This is a genomic window from Exiguobacterium sp. ZWU0009, from assembly GCF_000798935.2.
GTDB classification, from domain to species: Bacteria; Bacillota; Bacilli; order Exiguobacteriales; family Exiguobacteriaceae; genus Exiguobacterium_A; species Exiguobacterium_A acetylicum.
In genome coordinates this window covers 1,617,411-1,642,722 of record NZ_CP018057.1, presented here as the reverse complement: position 1 = coordinate 1,642,722, position 25,312 = coordinate 1,617,411, and the positions used below count along the sequence as shown (strand labels likewise).

30 protein-coding genes are annotated in these 25,312 nt (G+C 50.3%); 12 read left to right on the top strand and 18 right to left on the bottom strand.

All coding sequences use genetic code 11. From position 1 onward, the window contains the following. The first annotated feature begins 67 nt into the window (after positions 1 to 67). On the top strand, positions 68 to 475 hold the full coding sequence (locus tag L985_RS08615; protein WP_047395468.1) for a hypothetical protein: 408 nt from the start codon (positions 68 to 70) through the stop codon (positions 473 to 475). Between the two features lie 48 nt (positions 476 to 523). On the opposite strand, the gene L985_RS08610 is transcribed toward L985_RS08615, so the two are convergent. Continuing rightward, positions 524 to 1,708 carry a hypothetical protein gene (locus tag L985_RS08610; protein ID WP_047395470.1) on the bottom strand — a complete coding sequence of 395 codons (1,185 nt, stop codon included), beginning with the start codon at positions 1,706 to 1,708 and terminating at the stop codon, positions 524 to 526. Positions 1,709 to 1,729: 21 nt separating this feature from the next. Then, a complete protein-coding gene (locus L985_RS08605; protein ID WP_047395471.1) occupies positions 1,730 to 2,326 on the bottom strand; it encodes a DUF1129 family protein in 597 nt (198 codons plus the stop codon). Positions 2,327 to 2,474: 148 nt separating this feature from the next. Between L985_RS08605 and L985_RS16955 the strand changes: the two genes are divergently transcribed. Continuing rightward, a complete protein-coding gene (locus L985_RS16955) occupies positions 2,475 to 2,621 on the top strand; it encodes a hypothetical protein (protein ID WP_158513341.1) in 147 nt (48 codons plus the stop codon). A gap of 35 nt (positions 2,622 to 2,656) precedes the next feature. Here the strand turns inward: L985_RS16955 and L985_RS08600 are convergent, their stop codons facing one another. Genes L985_RS08600 through L985_RS08585 form a run of 4 tightly spaced genes read right to left on the bottom strand, consistent with a single transcriptional unit; the run spans position 2,657 to position 6,358 of the window. Further along, positions 2,657 to 3,448 (bottom strand): PP2C family serine/threonine-protein phosphatase, encoded by a 792-nt coding sequence (locus tag L985_RS08600; protein WP_047395478.1) that lies wholly within the window; start codon positions 3,446 to 3,448, stop codon positions 2,657 to 2,659. An 18-nt stretch (positions 3,449 to 3,466) separates the two neighbouring features. Continuing rightward, positions 3,467 to 4,387, bottom strand: a complete 921-nt coding sequence (locus L985_RS08595) for an alpha/beta hydrolase (RefSeq protein ID WP_047395483.1) — start codon at positions 4,385 to 4,387, stop codon at positions 3,467 to 3,469. 34 nt (positions 4,388 to 4,421) lie between these two features. Continuing rightward, a complete protein-coding gene (locus tag L985_RS08590) occupies positions 4,422 to 5,870 on the bottom strand; it encodes a PH domain-containing protein (protein WP_071908792.1) in 1,449 nt (482 codons plus the stop codon). Next, the gene (locus L985_RS08585; protein WP_047395487.1) at positions 5,867 to 6,358 is read right to left on the bottom strand and encodes a PH domain-containing protein; all 492 of its coding nucleotides are present in this window, start codon (positions 6,356 to 6,358) and stop codon (positions 5,867 to 5,869) included. The genes L985_RS08590 and L985_RS08585 overlap by 4 nt, the downstream gene beginning before the upstream one ends. A gap of 127 nt (positions 6,359 to 6,485) precedes the next feature. Here L985_RS08585 and L985_RS08580 point away from each other — a divergent pair, with 127 nt between their 5' ends. Next, positions 6,486 to 6,941, top strand: a complete 456-nt coding sequence (locus L985_RS08580) for a hypothetical protein (protein WP_023468294.1) — start codon at positions 6,486 to 6,488, stop codon at positions 6,939 to 6,941. 17 nt (positions 6,942 to 6,958) lie between these two features. Here the strand turns inward: L985_RS08580 and L985_RS08575 are convergent, their stop codons facing one another. Next, positions 6,959 to 7,390 (bottom strand): MarR family winged helix-turn-helix transcriptional regulator, encoded by a 432-nt coding sequence (locus L985_RS08575; protein ID WP_047395490.1) that lies wholly within the window; start codon positions 7,388 to 7,390, stop codon positions 6,959 to 6,961. Between the two features lie 107 nt (positions 7,391 to 7,497). Between L985_RS08575 and L985_RS08570 the strand changes: the two genes are divergently transcribed. Next, on the top strand, positions 7,498 to 7,920 hold the full coding sequence (locus tag L985_RS08570) for an organic hydroperoxide resistance protein (protein WP_029341685.1): 423 nt from the start codon (positions 7,498 to 7,500) through the stop codon (positions 7,918 to 7,920). A 131-nt stretch (positions 7,921 to 8,051) separates the two neighbouring features. On the opposite strand, the gene L985_RS08565 is transcribed toward L985_RS08570, so the two are convergent. Continuing rightward, positions 8,052 to 9,188, bottom strand: a complete 1,137-nt coding sequence (locus L985_RS08565) for a hypothetical protein (protein ID WP_047395493.1) — start codon at positions 9,186 to 9,188, stop codon at positions 8,052 to 8,054. A gap of 140 nt (positions 9,189 to 9,328) precedes the next feature. On the opposite strand from L985_RS08565, the gene L985_RS08560 reads away from it, so the two are divergent. From L985_RS08560 to L985_RS08545, 4 genes are all read left to right on the top strand, one after another. Continuing rightward, positions 9,329 to 10,405, top strand: coding sequence for a GTP pyrophosphokinase (locus L985_RS08560; protein WP_235609818.1), 1,077 nt, complete (start codon positions 9,329 to 9,331; stop codon positions 10,403 to 10,405). A gap of 71 nt (positions 10,406 to 10,476) precedes the next feature. After that, positions 10,477 to 10,920, top strand: a complete 444-nt coding sequence (locus L985_RS08555; protein WP_023468290.1) for a MarR family winged helix-turn-helix transcriptional regulator — start codon at positions 10,477 to 10,479, stop codon at positions 10,918 to 10,920. A 72-nt stretch (positions 10,921 to 10,992) separates the two neighbouring features. After that, positions 10,993 to 11,478, top strand: coding sequence for a tetratricopeptide repeat protein (locus tag L985_RS08550; protein ID WP_047395497.1), 486 nt, complete (start codon positions 10,993 to 10,995; stop codon positions 11,476 to 11,478). 85 nt (positions 11,479 to 11,563) lie between these two features. Next, positions 11,564 to 11,809, top strand: a complete 246-nt coding sequence (locus L985_RS08545) for a hypothetical protein (protein WP_029341681.1) — start codon at positions 11,564 to 11,566, stop codon at positions 11,807 to 11,809. A gap of 92 nt (positions 11,810 to 11,901) precedes the next feature. On the opposite strand, the gene L985_RS08540 is transcribed toward L985_RS08545, so the two are convergent. The 7 genes from L985_RS08540 to L985_RS08510 form a co-directional block, all read right to left on the bottom strand. Further along, entirely contained in the window at positions 11,902 to 12,123 is a 222-nt protein-coding gene (locus L985_RS08540) for a hypothetical protein (protein ID WP_148662027.1), read from the bottom strand. Between the two features lie 221 nt (positions 12,124 to 12,344). Further along, positions 12,345 to 13,421 carry an RNA-guided endonuclease InsQ/TnpB family protein gene (locus L985_RS08535; RefSeq protein WP_071908790.1) on the bottom strand — a complete coding sequence of 359 codons (1,077 nt, stop codon included), beginning with the start codon at positions 13,419 to 13,421 and terminating at the stop codon, positions 12,345 to 12,347. 130 nt (positions 13,422 to 13,551) lie between these two features. Continuing rightward, entirely contained in the window at positions 13,552 to 14,166 is a 615-nt protein-coding gene (locus L985_RS08530; RefSeq protein WP_052169486.1) for an aminoglycoside phosphotransferase family protein, read from the bottom strand. 50 nt (positions 14,167 to 14,216) lie between these two features. Further along, positions 14,217 to 14,774, bottom strand: coding sequence for a guanylate kinase (locus L985_RS08525; protein WP_047395236.1), 558 nt, complete (start codon positions 14,772 to 14,774; stop codon positions 14,217 to 14,219). Then, positions 14,764 to 15,234, bottom strand: a complete 471-nt coding sequence (locus tag L985_RS08520) for a hypothetical protein (RefSeq protein ID WP_047395239.1) — start codon at positions 15,232 to 15,234, stop codon at positions 14,764 to 14,766. The genes L985_RS08525 and L985_RS08520 overlap by 11 nt, the downstream gene beginning before the upstream one ends. Positions 15,235 to 15,247: 13 nt before the next feature. Continuing rightward, positions 15,248 to 15,970: a glycerophosphodiester phosphodiesterase gene (locus L985_RS08515; RefSeq protein ID WP_029341677.1), complete on the bottom strand. Its 723-nt coding sequence runs from the start codon at positions 15,968 to 15,970 to the stop codon at positions 15,248 to 15,250. Beyond that, a complete protein-coding gene (locus tag L985_RS08510; RefSeq protein WP_047395242.1) occupies positions 15,970 to 17,448 on the bottom strand; it encodes a carboxypeptidase M32 in 1,479 nt (492 codons plus the stop codon). Before L985_RS08510 ends, L985_RS08515 begins: the two co-directional genes overlap by 1 nt. A gap of 145 nt (positions 17,449 to 17,593) precedes the next feature. On the opposite strand from L985_RS08510, the gene L985_RS08505 reads away from it, so the two are divergent. After that, positions 17,594 to 18,223, top strand: coding sequence for a serine/threonine protein kinase (locus L985_RS08505; RefSeq protein WP_235609890.1), 630 nt, complete (start codon positions 17,594 to 17,596; stop codon positions 18,221 to 18,223). Between the two features lie 142 nt (positions 18,224 to 18,365). Here L985_RS08505 and L985_RS08500 read toward each other — a convergent pair whose 3' ends face one another. The 3 genes from L985_RS08500 to L985_RS08490 form a co-directional block, all read right to left on the bottom strand. Continuing rightward, a complete protein-coding gene (locus L985_RS08500) occupies positions 18,366 to 19,028 on the bottom strand; it encodes a hypothetical protein (protein WP_158513340.1) in 663 nt (220 codons plus the stop codon). 112 nt (positions 19,029 to 19,140) lie between these two features. Next, entirely contained in the window at positions 19,141 to 20,433 is a 1,293-nt protein-coding gene (locus L985_RS08495) for a globin-coupled sensor protein (protein WP_029341673.1), read from the bottom strand. Between the two features lie 300 nt (positions 20,434 to 20,733). Then, entirely contained in the window at positions 20,734 to 22,035 is a 1,302-nt protein-coding gene (locus tag L985_RS08490; RefSeq protein ID WP_047395248.1) for a hemolysin family protein, read from the bottom strand. A gap of 282 nt (positions 22,036 to 22,317) precedes the next feature. Between L985_RS08490 and L985_RS08485 the strand changes: the two genes are divergently transcribed. The 3 genes from L985_RS08485 to L985_RS08475 all read left to right on the top strand — a co-directional run bounded on the left by L985_RS08485 (position 22,318) and on the right by L985_RS08475 (position 25,280). After that, positions 22,318 to 23,370 carry a hypothetical protein gene (locus tag L985_RS08485; RefSeq protein WP_047395251.1) on the top strand — a complete coding sequence of 351 codons (1,053 nt, stop codon included), beginning with the start codon at positions 22,318 to 22,320 and terminating at the stop codon, positions 23,368 to 23,370. A gap of 117 nt (positions 23,371 to 23,487) precedes the next feature. Continuing rightward, positions 23,488 to 24,081: a TetR/AcrR family transcriptional regulator gene (locus L985_RS08480; protein ID WP_235609888.1), complete on the top strand. Its 594-nt coding sequence runs from the start codon at positions 23,488 to 23,490 to the stop codon at positions 24,079 to 24,081. Between the two features lie 17 nt (positions 24,082 to 24,098). Further along, the gene (locus tag L985_RS08475) at positions 24,099 to 25,280 is read left to right on the top strand and encodes an MFS transporter (protein WP_029341669.1); all 1,182 of its coding nucleotides are present in this window, start codon (positions 24,099 to 24,101) and stop codon (positions 25,278 to 25,280) included. The last annotated feature ends 32 nt before the right edge of the window (positions 25,281 to 25,312 follow it).

The following is a 25,312-nucleotide window of genomic DNA, read 5'->3' as shown; positions in this document are numbered from 1 at the left end:
CTCAAGCAGGGTGTGTTTTTTGATGTAGATTAGTATACTCAAAGAGGAAAATAAAGGAGGAACCTTGATGTTGAAACGATTACTTGCCGTCATCTTGACCACCACCCTCGTTTGCACCGTCCTGGCATACATATCCTATACACCGCTCCGAGATCAGGCATCGGATACGATGTATGAATCATTCCGGTCAACATTTTTGTTTTATGTCTTAGTGGCATTGCCGATCATCCTGCTGTCCGGCTTCTTACTCGACTTTATCATCGGCATGATCATCAACCGATCATCGACGACATTAGCGTATGTGCCGACAGTCCTCGGTTACGGAGTGTACGGCATCGTGATTGCGAGCCTGCTCATCGTACTGACGACGAAGGACGCATTTGATCTGCCACTTTCTTTTACGATCGCTGGTCTGACAGCCATGATCTATTACAGCCTGTCCGTCGTCTTTAATCGACTGACACCAACACATTAAAAACGACCAGGTACGTCTGCTCGAGCGCGGACATACCTGGTCGTTTATTTATTCTGCTTCCGTTCGTTCAATCGTGACGACACCTGGCGGACGATGCGGGAAGGTCAACGTCAGACCGGCAAAGCGACAAATATCATCTTCGTTCGGTGCCCGGTGCACCCAATCAATCGTCTCTTGTCGTGCTAGCGCGTGGCGAATCCGGTTATCGGCTTGTGTACGCGAGATGCCGCGGCAGTCGACGTTTGTGATATACGTCGCTTCGTCCGACTCGATCTGTTGCCAAATCCCGAGGATCAGTTGACCAATCGGACTGACGGATTGACCATCCGGTTCTTCACTGCTGACGGCATCATCGAGCATTTCGATGACAGCGTCACAGGACTCACCGGAAGCGAGCAACCGCGTCGACCCTTGTTGTAGAATCCGGTATCGCGTTACACCGTTCTCGAGCCACAAGCGCTGTGCGAATGGATTGACCGGAACACCGTGGAAAAATGTCTGCGTCCCGCGCCAAGCAAAACCAAATGATGGGTCGTACGCCCGAATCGTTGCCATCGCCCGTTCATGGAAATTAGCGATCGTTTGTCGTTCCGTTTCCAGTAAGGTCCGGATTGCGTTCTCGTCCTCTAACAATACCGAATGTGGTGTCACGGTGAATAATTCCGATTCCGGTAAGCGGTGTGGGGACAAAATCGTTCCGTCGAAGCGATAATCGTTCGCCGGACGTCCAGTACGCCCAACGGATAAACGCCACGTCCGTTCTTCCGGCATGAAGGCATAACTTTGATGGGCGAAAGGTGGCGCGACGAACAGTCCCGGAAACGGATCGAACGTTTCGACTCGCAGGACGTCACCGTCATACCAGCACTCTTCGATCAGACGGACGAGCCGTCCGACGGGTGCATTACGGTCCGTCAGGTAACGACCGGTATTCGCGTGAAATCCGAGCAGGAACTCACGCTCTTCTTCCTGGAAGGTCACCATCAAGAGTTGGAACAACGAGGCGATCTGTTGCTCGACGAGTTGTGAATCCTCCTCCGTCTCTGTCTCAAAGGCGATCATCTTCCAACCGGACCGCTCATACAGATGGATCGTCACCGGAAAGAACAGGAAGGCACCATGTGTCGCTTCGAGTTTGACCATATCTTGCATCGCTAGGCGTTCTGTCAGTAAGGAAAAACCCATTCGTTCGAAATGATCTTGCAGCCGTCGTTTCCAATGTGTGAACTCCACGCAATCCTCTCCTCTCGCGAATTATGCGCCGCGTTTTCGTAACGGATTCTTCGACCAGTAGATGTAGAGACCAACGAGTCCTGCGATGCCGATGATATAGGACGGCGTGCCGCTGACTTGAATCAAGACGTCCGGTGCCGGGAAGACCGTCACGAGCAGTGCCTTGTAGGTTGAAAACAAAATGAAGCTGATGACGAATTGAATCCACACCCGCGGTTTGACTTGTTTAATCTTCGGTGCCGTGATGACCTGTGACATCGCGTCGATCAAAAATAGCGCGATGATCGAGAAGAATAAGTAATCAATCAAAGCGAATTGGAACAATCCATCGATCCCTTCGATGAAGATGAACATCAGGATCGACGAGACATAGTTTCGCGTCCAGCGTTTCTGCGTCTCCATCCGGTGCCGCTGCGGTAACTCGGCGATCATCTGGTCGAGACGTGCCTCGACGGATAGACCGTGAATCTCTTCGAATGGACGTTGTTTCCGCTGGGCTTCATAGATATCTGCCCGCAGACGGTCTTCAATCTCCGTCCGGTCCGGTTCTGCGACATTCAGGTTCAAGCGTGGTAAAACGTTTTCTAATTGACGTGTGTTGGCTTTCGTTAATTTCAATCGATTTCCCCCTTTTTCATGTTTAAGTATACTGGGTTTTTGGGAAAAATACGTAGTGGAAGTAAAAGATTGCTTGACGAAACGATGAAGAATGTTCAGAATTATTAAAATATAGTGTCGGAATCAGACAGAAAGGACGTGCCGGACCATGCGTCAAACATTGACGAGCGCCGCCTTGATCACCTTGCTGACAAGTGCGGGCATCGCCTTCCCGTTGGCTGAAGCGAAGCCACCCGTGGACCATGAACCAGTCGAACTCGATCAGCAACAGGAACAAACGCCTGAAACAGAATAACAATAACCCGCGCTCAAGCAGGAGCGCGGGTTATTTCATGTATCACTAGGTTGGGTGACGCTTTCCTCAATCGTGACGGTCCACGTAACGACCGTCGTGCTGTCACGAACGCCATGTGCCTCGAGCGTCGAGAGAAGTTCTTTGACACCACCTGATCGTAAAGTTTCCTCGATCTGCACTGCGTCAGCATATGGGATTCCCGGGCACTCAAGCAAACCATCCGTCGTCACGAACAACTGATTCTCGCCTTGGCGCAATTCGCGGACACCTCGTGTATAACTCGGCACCGGTAACGCAAACGTGTTCGCGCGTCCAATCCATTCATAGAACTGACGCTGGTTCAAAGCAGCTTGTCCCATCCTCATCAAATCTGGGTGAAACAAATACAAGACGACGTCACCGACCGAGAACCACCAGATGAACCGTCCTTTGCGGACCGCAATCAGACAAGCCGTCTCGCCTTGCAACGTCGCACACGTCGCTAAAAAGTCCGGATCTTGAAACAGATCAAGCACGGTCGTCTCGATCCGTCGGAATGCTTCCGTAAGTGGTGCATCCAGATCAGTCCGAATGCGCGACTCGTGTTGTGCCAACTGCTGTAAGACAAGTGCCGCACTATCCGCTGTCTGATGAGCGTCTAAGACGATAGTCATCTCCCAATCGTCGCCGATCAAGATGGCAACCCCGTCTTCGTTTTTATACTGACCGCTTCTTGAACAGCCTCCGAATCGCCCGAGCGCCACCCGACCGATCTGGTCGATCTGCTGCGTGTCGACGAATGGTTCGTCGGACCCGACCCAGTAGTAGGATGGATGTGTCGTTTGCATGCATCAGTCTTCCCTTCTTTACATCTCCCGCAAGTATGGTTGCAAGAATAAGCGTAATCGTTTTTCGTAGTTGTCCGGGTCCATCGTATACGTCTCGTCATGACCGGCACCACGAACCGGATACAATTGTTTTAATCCCGTTTTTGCTTGATACAGTTCATACATCATCCGGACCGGAACGAGGTCGTCCTTCATTCCGTGAATGAACATTGTCGGAACCCGACTCTTCGTTGCTTGGCGCGTCACCGAGACGTCACCATAAAAGAAATCCTGCTCGCCTTTGTTCCACATGCTCGCAACCGTCAGAGACGGCAGTGCCGGGTAACGAATCTGTTCGTCTGCGAGTAGACTGAACCAGTCGTCGAGTCGGGCGTAAGCCCCTTCGGCAACGATTGACCGGACTTGTGTCGGTACGGTCTCGCCAGAAGCGAGTAAGACGGTTGCCCCGCCAACACCAAGTCCGTGATAGACGATCCGTGTATCGTCTCCGTTTTCAGCAAGCAGGCGCTTCGTCCATTCCAAGACATCCAGTCGATCGAGCCAACCGTAGTTCCGGACGCCGCCGGTTCGTTCCTGTCCCCGTCGTTCAATCAAGAGGACGTTAAAATCAGCATCATGGTAATAGCGGGCAAGCGCATAAACACCGGTTTGCGAAAATCCGATTTCGTCCGGTACGAGGAGGACTGTCTGTTTGCTATCGTCAACCGGTAGATAACGCCCGAAGCGGACGATTCCGTCCTTCGACCATTGCTCTGTTTCGCTCGTTTGTTTGAACCATGTCTCGTCTTTCGTCACTTGTCCGTCCGTTCTCGTCGTTTTCAGAATCGGAGAAGCATCCGACTGACCAATCAATGTTTCTTGCATCCGGTATCCGTCATAGATGATGAACAGTAGCAGACACGTGACGAGCAACACGATGCCGATTCCCCATTTGCGCATGTGCTTCGCTTCCTTTCCGACAGTGAGTCTTTCCTTATTCGTCGTCGGTTTTCACTTCCCCTGCTAACGGGGTCGAAAGGAACGATTGTTTATACCAGCGCTGTAAGGCATCGATATCCGTTCGTTCAAAATAGAGCGCGTTAAACGCAGTATTGCCTCGCAGTTGAATCTCAATCCGGGCAATCTCCTTTGCTTCGAGCCAGCGCGAAACGGACCAGGTCAATTCCTCGATCTTCAGTCGTGGCGTATAGACGGTCTCTTTTTGAACCCATTGTTTGCGTAACATCAAGAGATCGTGTCCGGTTCCGAAACGTGTTTTCCGGTAACCGCTGCGCACTGCGAGGTAATAGAACGGTAACCAGATAAATAGAAGCAAGATCAAGAAGCGCCAGGAAGAATCAAGAACGATGATGACGACACTGCTTAGTGCCGTAAACAACAGTGCATAACCGAGTAACGGCCAACGAACCCGGTAGCGGAAGCCGATCGGTGCAACATCGTGCTGCGGGTGGAACTGACGAAAGCGCGGCAGATACGTCGCCAGGAACGCATCAATCTCGTTCGTTCGGATGAACGGATGGAGCAGCAGTCGCTCCTTCTCTCCAGTCGCCGAGATGATGTGTAAGGACAGGCTCGCTCGTCCGATCAAACGCTGAATCCAGCTTTCTTGAATGACGAGGGCTTGAATCTTATCGGCATGAAACGCAACTTCGGTCCGGTTCAACATTCCGTACCCGATCAATAAGCGATTGTTTTGCAAGACGGCACGGTAGGAACCGTATTTCAAGATATAGACGATAATCGAGCCGACGTAGATGACGAGTAAGACGAGGACACCAAGTCCCGTCAAGACGAACAACGATAAATGAGCGAGCTCCGAGAACAGTCGATCGACATACCGTTCAATGAACTGATCGATGAACTGATAAGCGGTTCCGATCCCGACGAGCGCAAGTCCGACGCGTCCTGACAAGGCACCGGCTAATGCCAAATCGCGGACCGGGATCGTATAGGCGACTTCCGCCTGTTGTTCTTCGACGACGAGCTGTTCCTCGTTTTTAATCGACGACTTCAGTTCTTTCGCAAAATCGAGCCGGATTCCCTTTAGTTCGACTTCCGGGGTTCCGCTCTCGGACGACGTCTCGACGGTCAATGTCGCAAGACGAAGCAGTCGTTCGATGACATTTTGCTGGATGCCGATCGACTCGATCCGTTTACGTTGCGTCGTCCGTTCACTTTTTTGGAAAATCCCTTTGCGGACCCGGATTGTCTCGGCATCGATCGTGAACGTATAGAAATACCAGGAGGCGATCCCGTATAAGAGGACGAACACAATCCCGACACTGATACCGATCCACGTATAGGTGTTGATTTCCCCTTTACGAATCGCATTTAAAATCAAGGCAGCAAATGGAATCAGGAGCGAGCGGATGATCGAGATGCTCGACATCACGATGAACAGCGGATGGACGCGCCGCGTCATAACGATTCCTCCTCCCGTTCCTCGAGTTTCGCGAATCGTTCGACTTGTGTTCGCAGTTCGTCCCCTTGCGCGCGGTCGAGACGAGTTAACGTGACGAATCCTGATGCTGTCCGAATATCAAATGTGATTAAGTCATAACGACGCAGGATCGGTCCCGTTTGGCTATCGATCAATTGCACCTTGACGAGCGGCACGGTGACTTCGCGACGGAAGAAGATGCCGTTGCGGACGACGAGAAATTCCTCATCGATGCGATAACGCATATACTTCAAGCGAAGAACGGGTATGTAGACGATACGGGGAATGAAATAGATCAGCCAAAGCAGACCGACGATGCCCATCCACCAGGGTGTCAGGTCGAGCCACATGACTTGGGTAATCGTCGTTCCGATCAAAATGACGGCGATCAAGCCGTGTAACGGCAACAATCCGAGTCGTTCTGCTCGAATCGATCGTTCTGGCAATGCATGCCATTGTACAGTAGACATCAAAAAACACTTCCTTTCGTTTCCATTTACGGTTAAAATCGCTGCCAGGTTTCATTGCAACGGTTGACATTTTGTTCGATTTCATCGCATATATAGAAGTGAAGAACTGTAACACCAAGGAGGAACCATGTTAACTTTTGAAGAAAAACTACGAATTATCGAGACCTTCCCACAGCTCGTCCGAAAAGATGTCTCGCTGAAGCGCGTCAATTTCCAATTCCCGGATAGCCAATATGAGAAGAAGAATCTTGTCTATCATTTGCATCCGAACGGGAACGGCTTCGTCTATGCCGCTGGTCTACCAGGTTATGAAACCGACGAAAAAGGCTTCGTCAATATCCGTGAATTTTCAGAGCCTGCGTTGATCCTCTTATTAGAAGATGCAATCAAAGCGCTCTCAACGGTCCAGTCCGTTGAAACACTCGAAGAAACATGGGTCAACGATAACCAGTTCGAATTGACGTTACTCAATGAAGATATCGACACGTGGCTCGTCTACGCTGGCGATCTCCTCGACGGTGCGTTCAACTCGTACAAGGAAGCAGCAAACTATCTCGAAGAAGAAGGCTTCCGCCGTAAATAAGACAATGAGCGATCCGGTTAATCCGGGTCGCTCATTTTCATGACGAGACGATTCAGTGCCGCTTTAACGACGCGTAAGTCTTCTTTGTCGACGTCAAGTGTCTGGACAAGATCGAGCGGAACGGTCTCTGCTTGTTTCCGTAACGCACGACCGGCATCCGTCAAAAAGATCTGGATGTGCCGTTCGTCTTCCGGCTTACGGACGCGTCGCAAGAGATCTGCCGCTTCGAGTTTCTTCAGCAACGGCGTTAACGTCCCTGAGTCAAGATGGAGCCGTTCACCGATGGCTTTGAGTGATTGTCCCTCCTCTTCCCAGACGACGAGCATGACGAGATATTGCGGATACGTCAGACCGAGCGGTTCAAGTAACGGACGATAGCGACGCGTGATTTCACGCGAAATCGCATAAAACGGAAAACAAAGTTGTTCATCTAACGCTAACGGGTTCATAAAAATTCCTCCAATCGTGAGCAAACGAGTTGCATTTCGATTTAAATTGTATACAATTTAATTGTAAGCTACTTATTTGAATCTAACAACGAAAGGGAGTTACACACATGAAACCAATGTTCACATCATCTGCAACAGCTGTCGGAGGTCGCGACGGACGCGTCGTATCGGAGGACGGAATTCTTGACGTTGCTCTCGCAATGCCGGTACCAGGATCGAAAAAACAAGCAACGAACCCAGAGCAACTCTTTGCTGCAGGATACTCTGCATGTTTCGACTCTGCATTGAATCTCGTTGCTCGTAAACAAGGCATCAAACACGACGGCAGTGAAGTCACAGCACACGTGACGTTAAACGAAGCAGCTGACGGATTCATGCTTTCAGTCGAACTCGATGTTCTCGTCCGCGGGATCTCAGAAGAAGCGGCGGCTGAACTTGCGAAAGTCGCGCATACGGTCTGCCCTTACTCGCGTGCAACTGCTGGAAACATCCAAGTTGACGTCTACACACGTACAACTGACGCAGAATAAGTGTAGCATTTCTAGCCAGTCTGAGGTTTACTCTCAGCTGGTTTTTATTTTTTGTTATAATTTCGGTAATTGAAATAATTTCATTTTAGATGATAAACGGTTGCTCTCATGAAAAGAACAACCGCCCTTTTTTAAAGTTGATGGACCGATAAGATGACGAGTTCCCCGGATACGGTGACATAATAGGCATCCTCGAACCGATAGCGTTCATTGTGTTCTGCATCATAGACCGTGACCATCGGTTCCGCGTCGTCTCCGATCGCTTCGTGTAAATAGAAGCGTCCACGTAAGACACGTTCGAACGGTTCCTTATCGAGGAATCGGGCACCGTTGCGTAAGTTGATCACTTCATGATGGTGCTCGGACCGGTCATTGACGATGAAGATCGTCGACTCAACGTCATCGTATGTGAAGTCGAGCGGTTCATAGTCACTCCACTGAATCCGGGCAATCTCTTCGACACTCGCTTCCGTATCAATCCGGTAAAAGATTTCTTCGTTCAACCGATCGGTATAGGCACTGAAAATGAGATGCCCTTCTTGTTCCCCGAGATACTGGACGGTATCCCCTTCCCCTTCTAACTTCAACAAGGTTGCGAACGATAAATGTTCAACGCCGCGTTCGATCTCCTCGATCAAGGTCGGCAGTGGGGCAATCAAGAGGCTTTCCGAGTGGTCGATCGGATCTTCTGGTGAGATGACACCACTTTCAAGGGCGTCATAGAACGAGAACTCATCGAGCCGAGCGTTACAGACGATGTACTCCTTCTCTTCGAGCGTGACGAGAAAGAAATAGAGTTCCCGGTAATTCTCCGTCATCCCGTAGAGCCGTGGATCGCGAATCGTCTGCCGCGATTCATCCTTAACGTCATACAAAAACGCGGACGTCGTATCCGTCGTCTGCAAGAATACGAGATAGTTCTCATTGAGCACCCAGTAGAGTGTCAAATCCCCTTCGACATAAAACGACGCAATCTGCTCCCGTTTACCGGACAAGAGATCGATGACGAGCACTTCCGTCTCCCCACCCTGTTCTTGCGTATGTTCATTTAAGCAATAGACCTTGCCTTGCCGGACGAACGGTCGGGTTGGTCCGTGATCCGTCAAGGCTTCTGGCGTTAGATCGACCTGTTCCTGATCTTCAAGATCATACCGGCTGATGTGGTAACGGGCGTCATCAAGACGACGTCGAAAATAGATCGACGATGGGGTGACATGTAAGACATCCATATGATCGGCGGGTAAAGCACGGGCATCCACTATTTCCATGATTAATCTCCTCCCGGACACGTACTACTTGTCTTTTTCCCACGAATCGTACTGCTTCAAACAGGGTCTTGCTGTGCGTTTAACGAAGCAGAGTGCTACAATATGGCTAGATGACTACAGGATGAGGAAGGTGCGAAACGGTGCAATCACAAGATTTAAATACGATGATGCTCGAATATGTCAACGATAAGGAAGAATATGATGCCTACGCCGACAAGTTGAAGATGCTCTTGTCCGAGCTCTTGGACGCGGCAGGCATTAAATATCACTCGATCGTCGCCCGGACGAAGGACTCCGAGAGTCTATACCAAAAAGTCTTACGGCAGCCGAACAAATACCGTTCACTTAAGGACGTCCACGACTTGACCGGGATCCGGATCGTCACTTATTTCCATGATGACGTCCGGGAAGCGGCACGAATCATCGAGAATGAGTTTGCGATCGACCGCGATCAATCGGTCGATAAGTCGACATTGCTCGATACGACGGAATTCGGTTATCTTTCGGTCCACTTCGTCGCATCGCTCAGCGATCAGCGGCTTGCCCTGAGCGAGTATGGTCGCTTCAAGGATTACACGGCTGAAATCCAGATTCGGTCGATTCTGCAACATGCGTGGGCGGAGATCGAACATGATCTCGGATATAAAAATCCGAACAGTGTCCCAGCAGAAGTCCGGCGCAGCTTCAGTCGAGTCGCAGGATTACTCGAGATCGCCGATCAGGAGTTCGTCAACATCAAGAAACAGTTGAAACAATTCGAAGACGAGACCGTCCAACAAATCTTATCTGATCCGCATCAAGTCCGGATCACGGCAGATAACTTGAACTACTTCATCGATCACTCCCCGGTCATCAACGAGCTCGATAAACGACTCGTTACATCGCAAATGATGCTCGATTCCGATCAACAGTTAATCAACGAACTGATTCGGATGTTCCATTATGTCGATATCCGGACGTACGGCGAGTTGATTGAAGCCGTGACGACGCACAGTCCGCTCGCCTTACGCTGTGCGAAGGTCATGCCGAATCCGTTCCTGCCTCGTCAAGGAATCGGCATCGCCTATATCTGCATGGCGCTAACGATCGCTGGCGAAGATACACACCGGATCGACTACTTCTTCCGCCGCTTCTATCCAGAACTGCGCAACGTCGAAGAGATCGTCGCTCAAGTCGCCCGTGTTGCCGAATCAGATGATTCAAGAGAAAAATATTGATTAAACTAAAATTTTTCACTATACTAAATCACGAGTGAAAGAAACTACGGTATAGAAAGAGTGAACGATACATGGCAACTACACTAGAAGTAGCACAACGCGATCAATTGATCGTTGATACGGAAAAAGGATTACGGATGAACTACCGCGCAATCAAAAAGGACGTGCGCAGCATGTTCACGACGTACTTGACGCGTAACGAGTTTTTCATCTTAAAATCACTTTGTGCGAACAGTCCGCAAATCGCCTCTGCCCTCTCGCAAGAGTTCCAATTCTCAGCGAGCATGATCACGGCGTTAGCAGACGAATTGACGAAAAAAGAGTTGATCTCGCGCGAGCGAAGCGAACTCGATCGTCGTGTCGTCGAACTCCGCGCCACTCCAAAAGGCATCGAGCTCTATGAAAAACTCGAATCGATGAAGATGGATTACCTCGCAGACGTCTTCGAGGACTTCTCGGATCAGGAACTCGAACTGTTCCGGACGCTCTTGACGAAGCTTGAAAAAACAATCTAAGCTGTTCAATCGAACGGATCCGGTCAGGATGACCGGATCCGTTTTTTAGTAAATTCAGGAGGAGGAAACACGATGTTTGATTTCGAATCGGTGCAACAGTTACGACAGACGAGGCAATATGAAGCAGCGAAGGCTGTCGTTCGTCAGTATGTCGAGACGGCACCTAACGACGCGACCGTTCTCTATCAGATGGCGTGGTGTCATGATAGTCTCGGTGAGGAGCAGGCTGCTGTTCCCTATTACGAACAAGCCCTAGCGCTCGGTCTTACTGGCGAAGACCGCTTGCAGGCATATATCGGGCTAGGCAGTACATATCGTGTCATCGGTCAGTTCGAAGTTGCGTCAGACGTGTTTCATCGTGCGCTCCGTGAGTTTCCGGACGCCCATGCTCTGCAAGCCTTCCTCGCGATGACGGAGTACAATCTGGGTCAAGCCGATCAGGCGGTCGGTCGGTTGCTGAAGAGTCTTGCTACGACGTCGTCGGACGCCTCGATCCAGACATTTGACCGAGCAATCCGTTACTATGCCGATCATTTGGACGAAATCGTCAAAGAATGAAAAGCAACGGTTGACGATGGATTGGTTTGCACAGCATAATGTAACAGCCAAGCGGACTCGCTTTTGGCAGGAAAGGAAGTTAAGGATGTCATCAAAAAAAGTATGGACAGTAGAAGGTTATGAAGAACAAGGGCAGGAAAAACACGGCAAAGCCAGCAAGTCAGAGACATATACGACTGAAGCGGATGCTAAGAAAGCCGCTAAGAAGATGGCGGATCAGAATGATCATCTCGACGTCTACGTCATTTATACAAGTACGGTAAACGGTAAAACAGAAGAACGATTCTTCAATTCGAACGGCAAGTATAGTGAAGAAGGCTTCGAGTGGTAATCTCCATTTCCATTTAAAGATTCACCTATAAAAACAACGGGTTCGTCTCTTATTGAAGAGAAACGAACCCGTTGTTTTTTTTAGTCATGACTTTACCCTTTATACCAAAGCGGCACCTCACGCTGGAATCCATCGTGATCTCGGATGATCCGCTGGACACGTCGTTGCATCGCTTCTATTCCGTCTAAATCGAACCGCTTTGCCCAGACGAGAGCCGAGAAGACGACCATCGCCATGTAGAGACTGTAGACACTAAAAAAGTCGGACGGTACTCCGTTCTCGAAATACCCTTCAATCATATTACGGGCAAACACCGGACTCCTCTCGACCTGAAACAACCCACATTTGACGAAATCATGCCACGGATCGCCGTAATCATGGTTCCCTTGACACTCCCACGGCTAAAGCCGCAAGCCCACACTGTTGGTGAGGGTGGGATTCTCAAGTGCTTGGCGGACTCAATCCATTTCTGCTTCGTCCGAGCCTTGAGGTAGGGGTGTGCCATCACCCCTCCTGAGACAGACCGTATAGGTTCTCAGGCTGATGGACTGTTACCATCCATCATAGGTGCGTATCGAATGTTCATCGCACCGACGGCGTCCCGATGTCCTTTAAACCCACAGGCACACGTGTAGACCCTATCCCTCACCTTGTTCCTGACGGAACAGGATGGGCAGGTCTGACTCGTGTAGGCGGGGTTCACATACTCAACCTTGATGCCCGACAAGGCGGCTTTGTATTCGATGAAGGACGCGAGACGATAGAACGACCATGAGTGGAGGTTCTGGTTGTTTTTACGGCTTGTTCTTGCCGTCTGTCGGATGTTCGCCAAGAGTTCGAGGCGAATGACAGAGATTTTCTTCTGTCTTGCAAAATCGACGATGGCTCGGCTGACCTTGTGGTCCTTGTCCCGCATCCACCGCTGTTCCTTCTGATTGCGTCGTTTGATAGCCTTCGGCTTCTTCTTTTTGCCGAGTGCCTTCCGTTCCGCACGGAACTTGCGTTTCATATACTTGTTCTTACGACCGTTCCCGAAGAAACGGGTCGTGTCGTCATCGGTGACGGCGACCGCCGGCACTTTTAGTCCGAGGTCAACCCCCATCAGCCGCACCCCCGTCCGAGGAACGGTCGGGACATGGACGGAAATCTGAGCGATCCACTTCCTTCCCTTCTTCGTGACCCTGAGCGTCCCGAGTTTGTTGGCAAGGAGTCGGGTATTCCGATTGTCCTTGTCAACCATGGCAGCACGGAATCGCATCTTCACGGACTTCCCGTCCATCCAAACGGGGAAGGAGATGCTCTCGAAGTCGAAGGAATAGTTCTGATTGTTCCAGACGCAGACCGGCTTTTTGAGGACAGGGATGCGTTTGAAATCCTCTTTCCTCGCCTTCTTGTAGATGCCGACGGCATCTCCTGCGAGTTGGTTCTTCACGGCGCTCGGAAGGGGGGTGTCGATGTCCTTGCTCGACCACCTCTTCCCGTCCTCGGAGGCGACCATGTTCGCCACGACTCGGTTGGCGGTCTGGATATAGGTCTTGCCCATCCTTTTTAGGATGGCATCCTGACGACGCGTGGCATAGATTCGAACTTCTACCGTGACGACTTGACTCATCTTTGACACCTCCTTCATCATAATAATCAACTCCATTATAGATTTACTATAAATGCATTTCATCAGGAAGAACAGTCGGGAACGGGGTGTCTGAAGACACCCCGTTCCCGAACTCGCTATCATCCCACCCCTAAAGGAGTGGGCTTTCTCGCTCGTACATTCTGTAATCAAGGAAAGCAGAGAGATGTCCATCCTCGACAAGTAGATTATCGAGATGAACGTCGTCATGTTGCAACCGGTTTGGACGTGTCTGAAGTAACGGAATCCGCTCGCTAATGAATCGATCAAGACGCTCGATCCACGTTGGCTCAAGCAACCCGTCAATCGCTGCGCGATAGCGGTCATGTTTCGCCTGGCAACGTTCGCTCCAAGACATTATTTCGCTCGGTGCGGTGACGTCATGAATGCGTCTCAACGCTTGCCCTATCTCCTGACCAAGCTGAGGCGCAAATTCCGGTGACTCCTCGAGCACGCTTCGAACGGTTTTTCCGGGTAGGTACGGATAGATGCCGTAAGCGGTCGTTGCGGTCCGTCCGGTCGCTAGCGGTAAGGCATGAGACAATCCCGCTTGTTTTGGAATCGCTAAAGCCGCTTCTCGTTCAAACTGACGACTTGATGGGTCCATCACGACCTTGACGATGTAGTGCGCTGTTGCTGTCTTGACGGACCAGACGGCTTGCCGCGATCGACCGGATAGCTGGCTCATGATCTCAACGTTCGTGAGTAAGGGATGCAAAGGTAGCATGTAGACTCCTTTCTGACACCAAAAAGAGGACGCATCTTGCGTCCTCTTTGTCATGCCTGTGGAATATAACCAGCAATGATCTCAAGCAGATCAGCATACGCCGTCTCAAAATCAATGTTTTCAATCATATAATCGTAGTGATCGCGGTCTTTCCACGCTTCCTCGTAATCGACGAGTCGTGCTTCGAACTCCGGTGTATCTCCGCGCATCAACAGTCGTTCCTTCATCAAGTCGGGTGGAACCGAGACGAAGATCGTGATCACTTGGTCGCCGAACAGACGCTTGAAGTTCGCCGCCCCTTTTGGATCGATGTCCTTGATGACGATTTGATTCTGTTCGAGGACATCGACATACGCTTGACGCGGTGTCCCGTACCACGCCCGGTGGACGTGGGCGTATTCGATGAAGCCGTCGTCTTGGATCAATTGTTGGAACGTCTTGACGTCGACGAAATGATAGCTTGCTCCATCAATCTCCGTCGGTCGTTTCGGTCGGGTCGTCACCGACGGGATGAACCGGACGTGCGCGTATTCCGTTCGCAGACGTTTGATCAGGGAGGACTTTCCGCTGCCCGATCCACCAATCAAGAGAATGATTTTACCTGACATCGTTTTCCCCCTGTTGTTGTGTCGTGAAGTAACCTGTAAAGCGAAGAGCGAACTGTTCCAGTTCACTATCGACGACCGTTCCGTAAATCGGTCGGATGACGATTAAATAGCGTTCATACGAGATGATCCGGGATGTCTCGTTTCGTGTCATCTGGACTTGTTCTTCCGGATAACTCTCGACGTAATACCAATCGACCGCAATTCGTTCATCGGATGGGGTCTCATAAATCCAGGTCACCGTCGTTCCATCCGCAGGAAAGGTGCTTTTCAAGGTGAAGCGCTGAATCTGCTTCAGTTCCCGTTTCGCTGACGCAAGTCCTGCCTGATAATCCGCAGGACGCATCGGTGTCGTCGTCACTTTCTTCGGTTTTGGTTCCGGCAAGCGGGCAAAGCCAAGCTGAAGTCCGACGAATAAAGCGACGAGCGACAAACTGATGACGAATACGTATTCCTTGCGCATCCCTTCCTCCTCCTCATCCTTCAAGTGTGTCGCGCATCCCTTTTGGATCATTGACGATGACGGCGTCGACGCCGATCCGCTGCATCTGCCGGACATCCTCGAGCGTCTTCGGAGTATAAACCCGGACCGTGACATCTTGCGCGTGAGCGAACGCGACGTCCGCTTCCGTCACCCGTCGATAATCGGGATGAATACCGGTCGCACCAATTCGGAGGGCTTGTTCTTCCGGATGATAGATTGGATACGGATAGAGAATCGCCGTCTCAACGCTTGGGTCGAGCTTCCGGATCAAGGCAACCGAATAATGGTTGAACGAACTGAATAACAATCGGTCGGTCGCGATGCCGTGCGCTGCACAGCGTTCAAGGACATACGCTTCAAGCCCGTCATAGCGGATCGTATCCGTCTTCAGCTCGATGTTGAGCCGCAGGGTCACTGGTGCAAGGATTGCGAGGACTTCGTCAAGCGTCGGAATCTTCGTCTTGATCGGTTCCCCTTTGAATCGTGCTCCAGCATCCAGCGCCTGCAGTTCGGCAACCGTCATGTCGATGACGCGCCCCTTCCCGTTCGTCGTCCGGTTGACGGTCTCATCGTGAATGATGACACCGACACCGTCCTTTGAGAAATGAACATCGAATTCGACCCCATCGACGTTATCTTCGATCGCAGCAGCGATAGCTTCAAGCGTGTTCTCGGGAAAACGGTCACTGACGCCGCGGTGTGCGAACCACAACATCAGAGTGCCTCGACGACACGCGTGTATTTCTTCGTCAAGTAGTTGACGAGTGGTGCAACCGAGATCGATTGACCCGTTGCTGCTTCGATCAGTTCAGCCGGTGTCTTCGATTTCCCGTGACGGTGAATGTTTTCTTTCAACCAGCCTTTGATCGGGGCAAGTGTACCCGCTGCGATCAGACCATCGACGTTGTCGACGTCACGACGAAGTGCTTCGTTCAGCTGTGCCGCATAGACAAGACCGAGGGCGTAACTTGGGAAGTAACCGAACGAGCCACCTGACCAATGGACGTCTTGTAAGACCCCTTTTGCGTCGCTCGGCACATCGACACCGAGATACTCTTTATAGAGACGGTTCCATTCCTGCGGGAGATCCTTGACTTCGAGTTCTTTCGTCATCAGGCGTTTTTCCAGTTCATAGCGGATGATGATATGAAGGGCATACGTTAATTCATCGGCTTCAATCCGAATCAGTGACGGCTTGACTTCATTGACCGCTGCATAGAAGCGTTCGAACGGAACGTCAGCCAGCGACGGGATTGCTTGTTGTAAGCCATGATAACGAGCTTCGAGGAAGCCTTGGTTACGCCCGATGAAGTTTTCGAAGAACAGTGATTGTGATTCGTGAATCCCCATCGAAGCACCGTCACCGAGACCGAGTGAATCGAGTTCTGGTTCGATTCCTTGCTCATACGTCGCGTGACCAGCTTCATGCATCGTGCCGAAGACGGAGTTCCGGTAGTCATTCTCATCATATTTCGTCGTGATCCGCGCATCCTTGCGGTTGATCGTCGTCTGGAACGGATGGACCGTCTCATCCAAGCGACCGGACGTGAAGTCATAGCCGATATCGCGGAGCCACTCTTGGTTCAAGGCGATCTGTGTCTCGCGATCCGCTGACCAATCAAGCGTCGGGAAGTCTTTTCCTTCGAGCTGACCGAGCAGACCGATGATCGCTTGGCGAAGTTCTGCGAACAACGGATCAAGTGTTGCGACCGTCATCCCTGGCTCATAGTCATGGAGCAGTGCGTCATATGGATGTGCATCATAGCCCCAGTATTCGACAAACTGGCGCTCCATCGCGACGATTTTTTCAAGGTATGGTTCAAACATCGACCAATCGTTCGCGTCCTTCGCCTTTTCCCAGACGCTCTCTGCTTCAGAGATCAACGTGATGAACGTTTGATACTCGGCTTCCGGAATCTTCGAGTCGCGATCGAATGCTTCTTTTGCTTTCGCAAATGAGATCGCTTCGATTCCCGTCAGCGTCTCTTGCTCCATCGCGGTCAGTAATTGCTGGTACGTTTTCCCTGTCCGGCGGCGGAAGCTCTCCGTCGAGAGGAAACCGATCGACGCGGAACGGTTTGCTGCACCTTGATCCGGCATGTATGTCCGCATGTCCCAGTAGAGTAACGCGACGGCTTCTTCGTATGCGCGAAGACCATCGAAATGGTCGCGCCATTGTTGTGTCGTTGACATGATTAAAAACCCCCTTAAAGTATGTAACAGTGTAGCATTTTTAGCATATCACATAATGTTCAAAACTTTCACACACAAGCGATTTTTGAAACTTTTCCTGTCAGATGAGCGTATAATGGGTATAAGAAATGAAGGAGGAAAGGAAGTGACACCATTGAAAACTGACGCTGAGTTAGCGCAATTGATCCAATTGAAAGAAACAGGCTTCGTTTGTACGATCGAGCATCTTCCGAGTGAACTTGACTTAATCGGGACAGGACGAAGTGCGTTCGTCTTTCGTATCCGCGGCACGGATCGCGTCATCAAGAAATTTTACCCGTCGTTTCGATCGCTCGCCGATCTCGAAGGGAGCATCTACGCACAGCTGACTGATTTTCCGACGTATGCGCAAGTCTACGAATACGGTGCCGATTATATCGTGCTTGAATACATTGAAGGTCAAACGTTATTCGAATGTCTCGTCAGCGGGACGTTCATCCCGGAATCCGTCTTAACGACAGTCGATACGGCTTTAGCACAAGCACGATCCGTCGGTTTGAACCCATCAGACATCCATTTACGCAATATCCTTTTGACCGCTACCGGAACACGGATCATCGACGTCGCTCGGTTCCGTCAAACGGAGCCGTGTACACAATGGGATGATTTGAAGAAGGCGTATCATTATGTATATGCAAAACCGTTCTTCCCGAAAAAGTTGAGCGAGACGTTCCTCAATACGATTGCCGACGTCTATAAGGGACGGTTGTTCGAATCGATCCGAAAGACCGGTTAACGAAAAGGCGCGCTGGATCTCTACAAAAGAGAATCAGCGCGCCTTTTTTGTATGTATTCATATAATCATTAAGGGAACGACCTATCTTAGTATTTTTTGCGCTTTAAATCTTTAAATCGTTAATACGGTCAGTGAAATAAAATCACTTCGAATAAACAAGTCGGAAGACGATCATACTGGCGACGGCTAAGAGACGTTCATTCGTGTCACAGTCAAAGACGAGTCGCGCTCCGTGTCGTGACCCCGTCGCGATACAGTCCCCGTTTTGATAGACACCGATTTTTCGCGTAAGCGTCGAGGACCGAATCTGATACGCCTGATCGGCATACGAGACGAGTAACACTTCTTGCAGCTGCAATTGCTGACGCAGTGCCGCATCGGTGCGGATTGTTCCGACGTCGCGTCCGTCTTTACGAATCACAAAATGTGTCGTATTGCGTAGCCACTCCGTCCTTGTCTCTTTAATTTGTAATTTTTCCCCGTCTCCTTCGAATGTTACGTCGAGGAAAAATGATTCGAACTTTTCGAAGCGCGCAAGGATTGCCTGCCACCACGTGGCGTAACGACGTGAGAACGTCAGCCATCGTTCATGCGCGAGAAAGACCGTATTCGTCTTTCGGCTCGATCGGTCCGCCAAGCGAACGGATATCCCCTCTTCTACTCCCCGATAGCGTAAATCGCGCCGGATTTCCCACCATTCAATCCCGCCGGTCAAGAAAGCGACACCCATTAAACCGAGTAAGGCATAGAACTCCCGTGGAGCGAGGTCACCTGCTATCACGTAATTTCCTACAAAAGCGATCATACATACAAAAATCAATCCAAGACTTTTCATCATGAATTCTTCACACCTCCACTTTACATTTTTCCATAAAACGACAAAAAAATCCTCCTTTCCCGTAGAAAGGAGGATTCACTTATAAGGTTGCTGCGACTTCTTGTAAGTCATCCGCTGTCTCAGCAATCGCTTCTGCAATCTTACGCATCCCTTCGATCGTTCCTGCGACATCCTTCGTATCGGTCGATAGTTCATGAATTTGCCGCGAGACCGCATCCGTCTGTTCCGAAATCCGTGAGAAGGCACGGACGACTTGTTGCATCTCCGTCGTCGTTCGGACAACCGCCGTCTCCGTCGTTCCCATCCGCTCTGAGACGACGAGCATCTTTTGCGTGATTTCTTGGGCGATCCGCGACGTCTCGGCTGCCGACTGTTTACTCTCTTCAGCGAGTTTCCGAATTTCTTGCGCCACGACGGTAAATCCGCGCCCCATCTCCCCGGCACGCGCCGCTTCGATCGAGGCGTTCAAGCTGAGAAGGTTCGTCTGATCAGAAATCGTCGTCACCATCCCAGCGATTCGCTCGATTTCCTGCGACAGACGAGACAGTTCAGCGACTTGTTCGGTCGTCCGTGATAAATCTGCAACGACATGTTCAAAGCGACGTGTCTCCTCTTCGACGAGGACGACACCTGCTTCTGCTTCACTGACCGCTTCCGTCAACTGAATTGAAATTGCGTCTGTCGTCGTCGAGACGTGTTTGGCGTGCCGTTCAATCTCTTGGAAGTTCGCTGACGACTCTTCACTCATCGCAGCAAGTTCTTCCGTTGATTTTTGAACGCCATCTCCGACGTGCCGTTTGGCTGTCGCGATCGCTTGGCGTTCCTCATCGATTTGATCCTCATACATCGTCATGACGATCTGTTGCTCGAGGTTGAAGAGTTTCCCCGCTGCCCGCATGATCCGGACACGTTCTACTTCCGGCCAATCACTGCCGTCAATCTGTTCACTGAGGACGTTCCAGACTTTTTGGAAGGCGGCGATATACCATTTATTATGCAGCCCGATTTGAACATGCCGTTCAGCGATCCGGCGCCGGGCTTCGATGTAGTCCATCGTCACCTGACCATCGAACATTTGTAGGATGTGCCGAGCGAGAGTGCCTTTCAATCGTTCGAGCGTCGAATGCTGTTCAATCAAATGCCGGAGTGACGGAACACGAACCAGCTCCTCGTAGAACGCGTCGACCATGCTCGGCATCCAACGGGATACATCTTCGCGGATGACCCGGACAATTTGTAAATCGACTGCTTCTAGACCGATTAAACGTAATTGTTCATGTAAGGATGTCGGAACATTCAACACGACATGAGCGCGTTCGCCTTCGATGCGCGCATCGAAGGACGGTGATGCTGATTTCGCGAACCATTTCATATGCTTCTCTCCCTCATTCATTTGTGAACTTCATTCCTTATATCGTCTCGAACTTCTAACAATTGAATGAAAAATCACAATAATTATGTATAACCTTGAACGTTTGTTGATTAAAGAGACCACTTTCCTGAGCATCTAGTAGATATATTCTCGCTTTATCGCCAAATCTTATCGATTCGTGAGCTCGTCGGTCCGGAATATTATCATACTTCTCTTTGATGAACACGCTAAGACCTCGTTTGATAAAAGAAGACCCGTCTGCTTAGTAGATTGAACTACTAAGCAAAACGGGTCTTTCTGTTAGCTTGACGGCAAGGTCAACTTGACATCCTGAATCTGATATTGGGCAGAACGCAAGATTTCAAGCGTAAACGCCTCATCTGTGACGATCGTTCCCTCTTCAAAAGCAGCCGTCCGTGATTGGATATATCCACCGATCGTGTCGACCGCCTCTGCTTCAGTGAACCGAAGACCAAATCGTTCTTCAATTTCAACTAATAGGACAGTACCCGCTAAGCGGTACGAGCCGTCCGGTAACTGTTCGATTTCGGCTTGCTCCGCTTCATCGAATTCATCACGGATATCACCGACGATTTCCTCCAAAATATCCTCCATCGTGATCAAACCGGATGTCCCACCATACTCGTCGATGACGAGAGCGATGTGTGACCGTGTCTGCTTCATCTTCAAGAGTGTTTCTTGCAGCGGTGTCAATTCCGAAACGACCGGCAACGGTTTAAGGAACGAGGCAAGTTCTCGTTCGTCTTGTACCGCGTGATGGGCGAGCACTTCCTTGACGTTGATATAACCACTAATCCGGTCCTTGTCCGTTCCTTCACTGACCGGGTAACGTGTATACGGATTGTCAGACATCGTCTGTAATAGATTTTCCCAACTCATCTCGTCCGAAATGACCATCATGTTCATCCGTGGCACCATGATGTCGCGTGTGACACGCTCATCAAACGCAAAGACGTTTTGCATCAAGGCGAGTTCCGATTGATTGATCTCACCACTTTGAAAACTTTGTGCCATGATGATCTTCAACTCTTCTTCGGAATGGGCTTGTTCGTGACCGGCAGGTTTCACACCGAACATCCGCAAGAGGACACGGGCCGAACCGTTCATGATCCAGATGAACGGATACATGACTTTTCCGAATACATAGAGTGACGGCGCCAGTAATAACGTCATCCGTTCCGCATACTGGATCGCGAGCGTCTTCGGTGCGAGTTCTCCGATGACGACGTGGAGAAACGTGACGAAGATGAAAGCGATACTGTATGAGAGAAGCGTTGAGAGCGCAACGGCGACACCAAGTTCATCAAAGACCGGTGTCAACAATTTCTCGACGGTCGGTTTCCCGAGTGCACCCAGACCAAGTGCAGTGATCGTGATACCGAGCTGACAGGCCGACAAGTAATAATCGAGATCTCCTGCGACCTTCTTCGCAAGTACTGCTCCCTTTTTTCCTTCTTGCACCATCTGGTCGAGACGTGACATCCGGACTTTGACGACAGCAAATTCCGAACCGACGAAAAACGCGGTCAAACCAATCAATACGACGAGCAACAACAAATTCAGTGTTAAGACGATGTCCAACTTGTATCCCCCTAAAAGCGGGGGATCACCTCCTTTTGATTTTAAACTGTACAGTATAACGTGACACTTGATACGAGTGTACGATGCTTTTTCTTCAAACGCAACCAATATCACTTCGTTGAAGTTCAGACGACCATTAATCATGTACCTGTAATACTAGGTTTCTCTTATTTAGTTACCGGTTATATAAGAGCTATGCGCGTAAGAAACTTGAGATGAAGCTTTTACATTCATGAACATCTCGAACTTGAAAGACCAATTTGGGGAGAGGTAGTGCTTATTATGGAAAAGACAAACAGAGGCTTTTCGTCGCATTTCCGAGCGGAAGCGGACGGAGCAGGTCGTAACATCTCATGGAGCTCGATTTTTGCAGGTGTGGTATCATTTCTATCTTTATTGATCTTATTTAGTTTAATCGGTTCAGCGATCGGACTCGGCGTCACGGACGTCACGTCGAATAACCCGTTCGATGGTGTCGGTACTGGTTTGATCATCTGGGCAATCCTTTCATTGCTCATCTCGCTGTTCGTTGCTGGATTCGTCTCCGGTGTGACGTCGGCACGTGCCGGTCTCGTCCACGGTTTCTTGACATGGTCGACGAGCGTCATCCTCTTGTTCGCTCTCTTGACATTCACGACGGTCAATACGTTACAATCGGTCGGCTCACTACTCGGGACAGTCGGTGGTGCGGCAGGTAGCGGCATCGGATCCGTTGCTTCAACCGCTCAAGACGCTGCGACGAAAGGATTCGATTCGATTACAAAAAACGTGTCACAAGTTGATACGAAAGAACTTGAAGGTAACGTTGACGAAATTTTAAAAGACACGGACATCAAAGAATTGCAACCAGGTTACTTGCAGAACGAACTTGACGCTGTTCAAGAAGACGTCACGGCTGCTGGTAAGGAAGCGATCACGAAACCAGAGAACTTCGATACGATCGTCCAGGATCTCGGTGATTCGTTGACAGCACGAGCTGAAAAAATCGAGAAATCAGTCGATGAAGATAAAATCGCTGATGCTGTTGCGAAAAACACCGATTTGACAGGTGCTGAAGCGGAAGAAGCGACGCAAAACATCGTTGATGGTCTCAACACGGCAACAAAAGAAACGACGCAACAAATTGAGACTGCTAAACAAACGCTTGATGAAACATCCGCTGACCTCAAGAAAACGGTCCAAGATGTCCGCGAGCAAACAGAACAAGCGACACAAACGGCGTCAAAAGTTTCAATCTGGGCGTTCGTCGGACTGCTTCTGACTCTTATCTTTACGTCATTCGCAGGAATCGTCGGCTCACGCGTCGCAACACGCGGTCGTGTCATGAATAAATAATGATTCTTCCTTAACTGATTCCGCCTTCGCGGAGTCAGTTTTTTTGTGCGGTAAGACAATCTGATTGACTACATTTGAAATTTGCTGTTACAGTGTTACCTAACGACCGTTAGGAAGGTGATTCATCTGAAAGCCCAACAATTGTTACAGACGAGCATCCATCATTTTGCTTCGCACGGCTATGAAGGGGCATCGTTGCAAGAGATCGCGACAGAGGTTGGCATAAAAAAGCCATCGATCTATGCGCACTATAAAGGGAAGGACGACCTGTTCCTGCAAGCGACGACGTACGCCTTGCAAGAACAAAAGCGCCGATTTGCGACGTATTTCACGAGTACGCGGCAGCAGCCGCTCGAGCAATCGCTGCACGGCTTCTTCGATTGGTTCATTTCGGAACAGCAAGACGATATCCTGATGCGATTCATCCTTCGGGCTGCCTATTTTCCACCGGAGAAGCTCGAACAAGAAATGACGGACCGTTTCAATCCGTTTTTCGATTCATTGCACGATCTATTGACGCGATTACTACGCGAACGAGACCGAACGGAACAGATTCTCTTTTCGACGGATTACAAAAGTGCCGCTCTCGCCTATTTGACGGTTGCTGAAGGTACGCTGACGGAACTCGTCTACAACGGTGTCGACGCGTTTCACGCTCGACAGCAAGCTGTCTGGCCGATCGTCTGGCGCGGTATGTCAAAAACGATTTAATTTTATTGAGGTGAACTATGCAAAACAATACATTGATTTTAAGTACACTCCTGCTCAACTTATTCATCGCCTTTTTAGGCATTGGACTCGTCATTCCTGTCACACCGACAATCATGAACGAGTTGAACATTTCCGGGGCGACGGTCGGTTACATGGTTTCCGCCTTCGCCTTTGCGCAACTGATTCTTTCACCACTCGCGGGACGTGCCGTTGACAAGTACGGACGTAAACCGATGATCATCATCGGTTTATTCATCTTCAGCATGTCCGAGCTCTTATTCGGTCTCGGTCAAAGCGTCGAAGTCCTGTTCGCGTCACGGATTCTCGGTGGTGTCAGTGCGGCTTTCATCATGCCAGCCGTCACGGCATTCATCGCTGATATCACGACGAACGAAACTCGTCCGAAAGCGCTCGGATATATGTCTGCTGCCATCTCGACCGGTTTCATCATCGGACCAGGGATTGGTGGGTTCCTCGCTGACCTCGGCTCGCGGACACCGTTCTTCTTTGCTGCTGCGTTCGGTTTAACAGCGATGGTGTTATCCGTCTTTACGCTTAAAGAACCGGAACGTCACTACGAGACAACGACGGTCAAACAACAGACGGGTTTCCGGAAAGTCTTCAGCCCGCTCTATTTCATCGCTTTTCTTGTCCTGTTGATCTCATCGTTCGGTCTCGCCTCGTTCGAGTCGTTATTCGCCTTGTTCGTCGACCGGAAGTTCGGCTTCACAGCGAAGGACATTGCGCTTGCGATTTCTCTCGGTGCGATCGTCGGCGTCATCGTCCAAGTCGGACTGTTCGATCGTTTGACACGCTGGTTCGGTGAGATTCGCTTGATCCGGTACAGCTTGATCGGTTCGACACTGCTCGTCGTCTTGATGACGTTCGTGACGAACTATCTCTCGATCATTCTCGTGACGATGGTCGTCTTCGTCGGTTTCGACTTGATGCGCCCCGCTGTCACGACCTATCTTTCGAAGATTGCCGGAAATGAACAGGGATTCGTCGGCGGAATGAACTCGATGTTTACGAGCATCGGCAACATTCTCGGACCGATCGTTGGTGGACTACTCTTTGACGTCAATTTGAACTATCCGTTCTATTTTGCGACAGCCATGCTCGCAGTCGGTATTTTCCTGACGTATTTCTGGCGTGCACCACGCGCTGAAGCCACCAAAGCAGATCGATTGTCTTCTTAAAAATACAGCCCCGTTTCCATCACTGGAAGCGG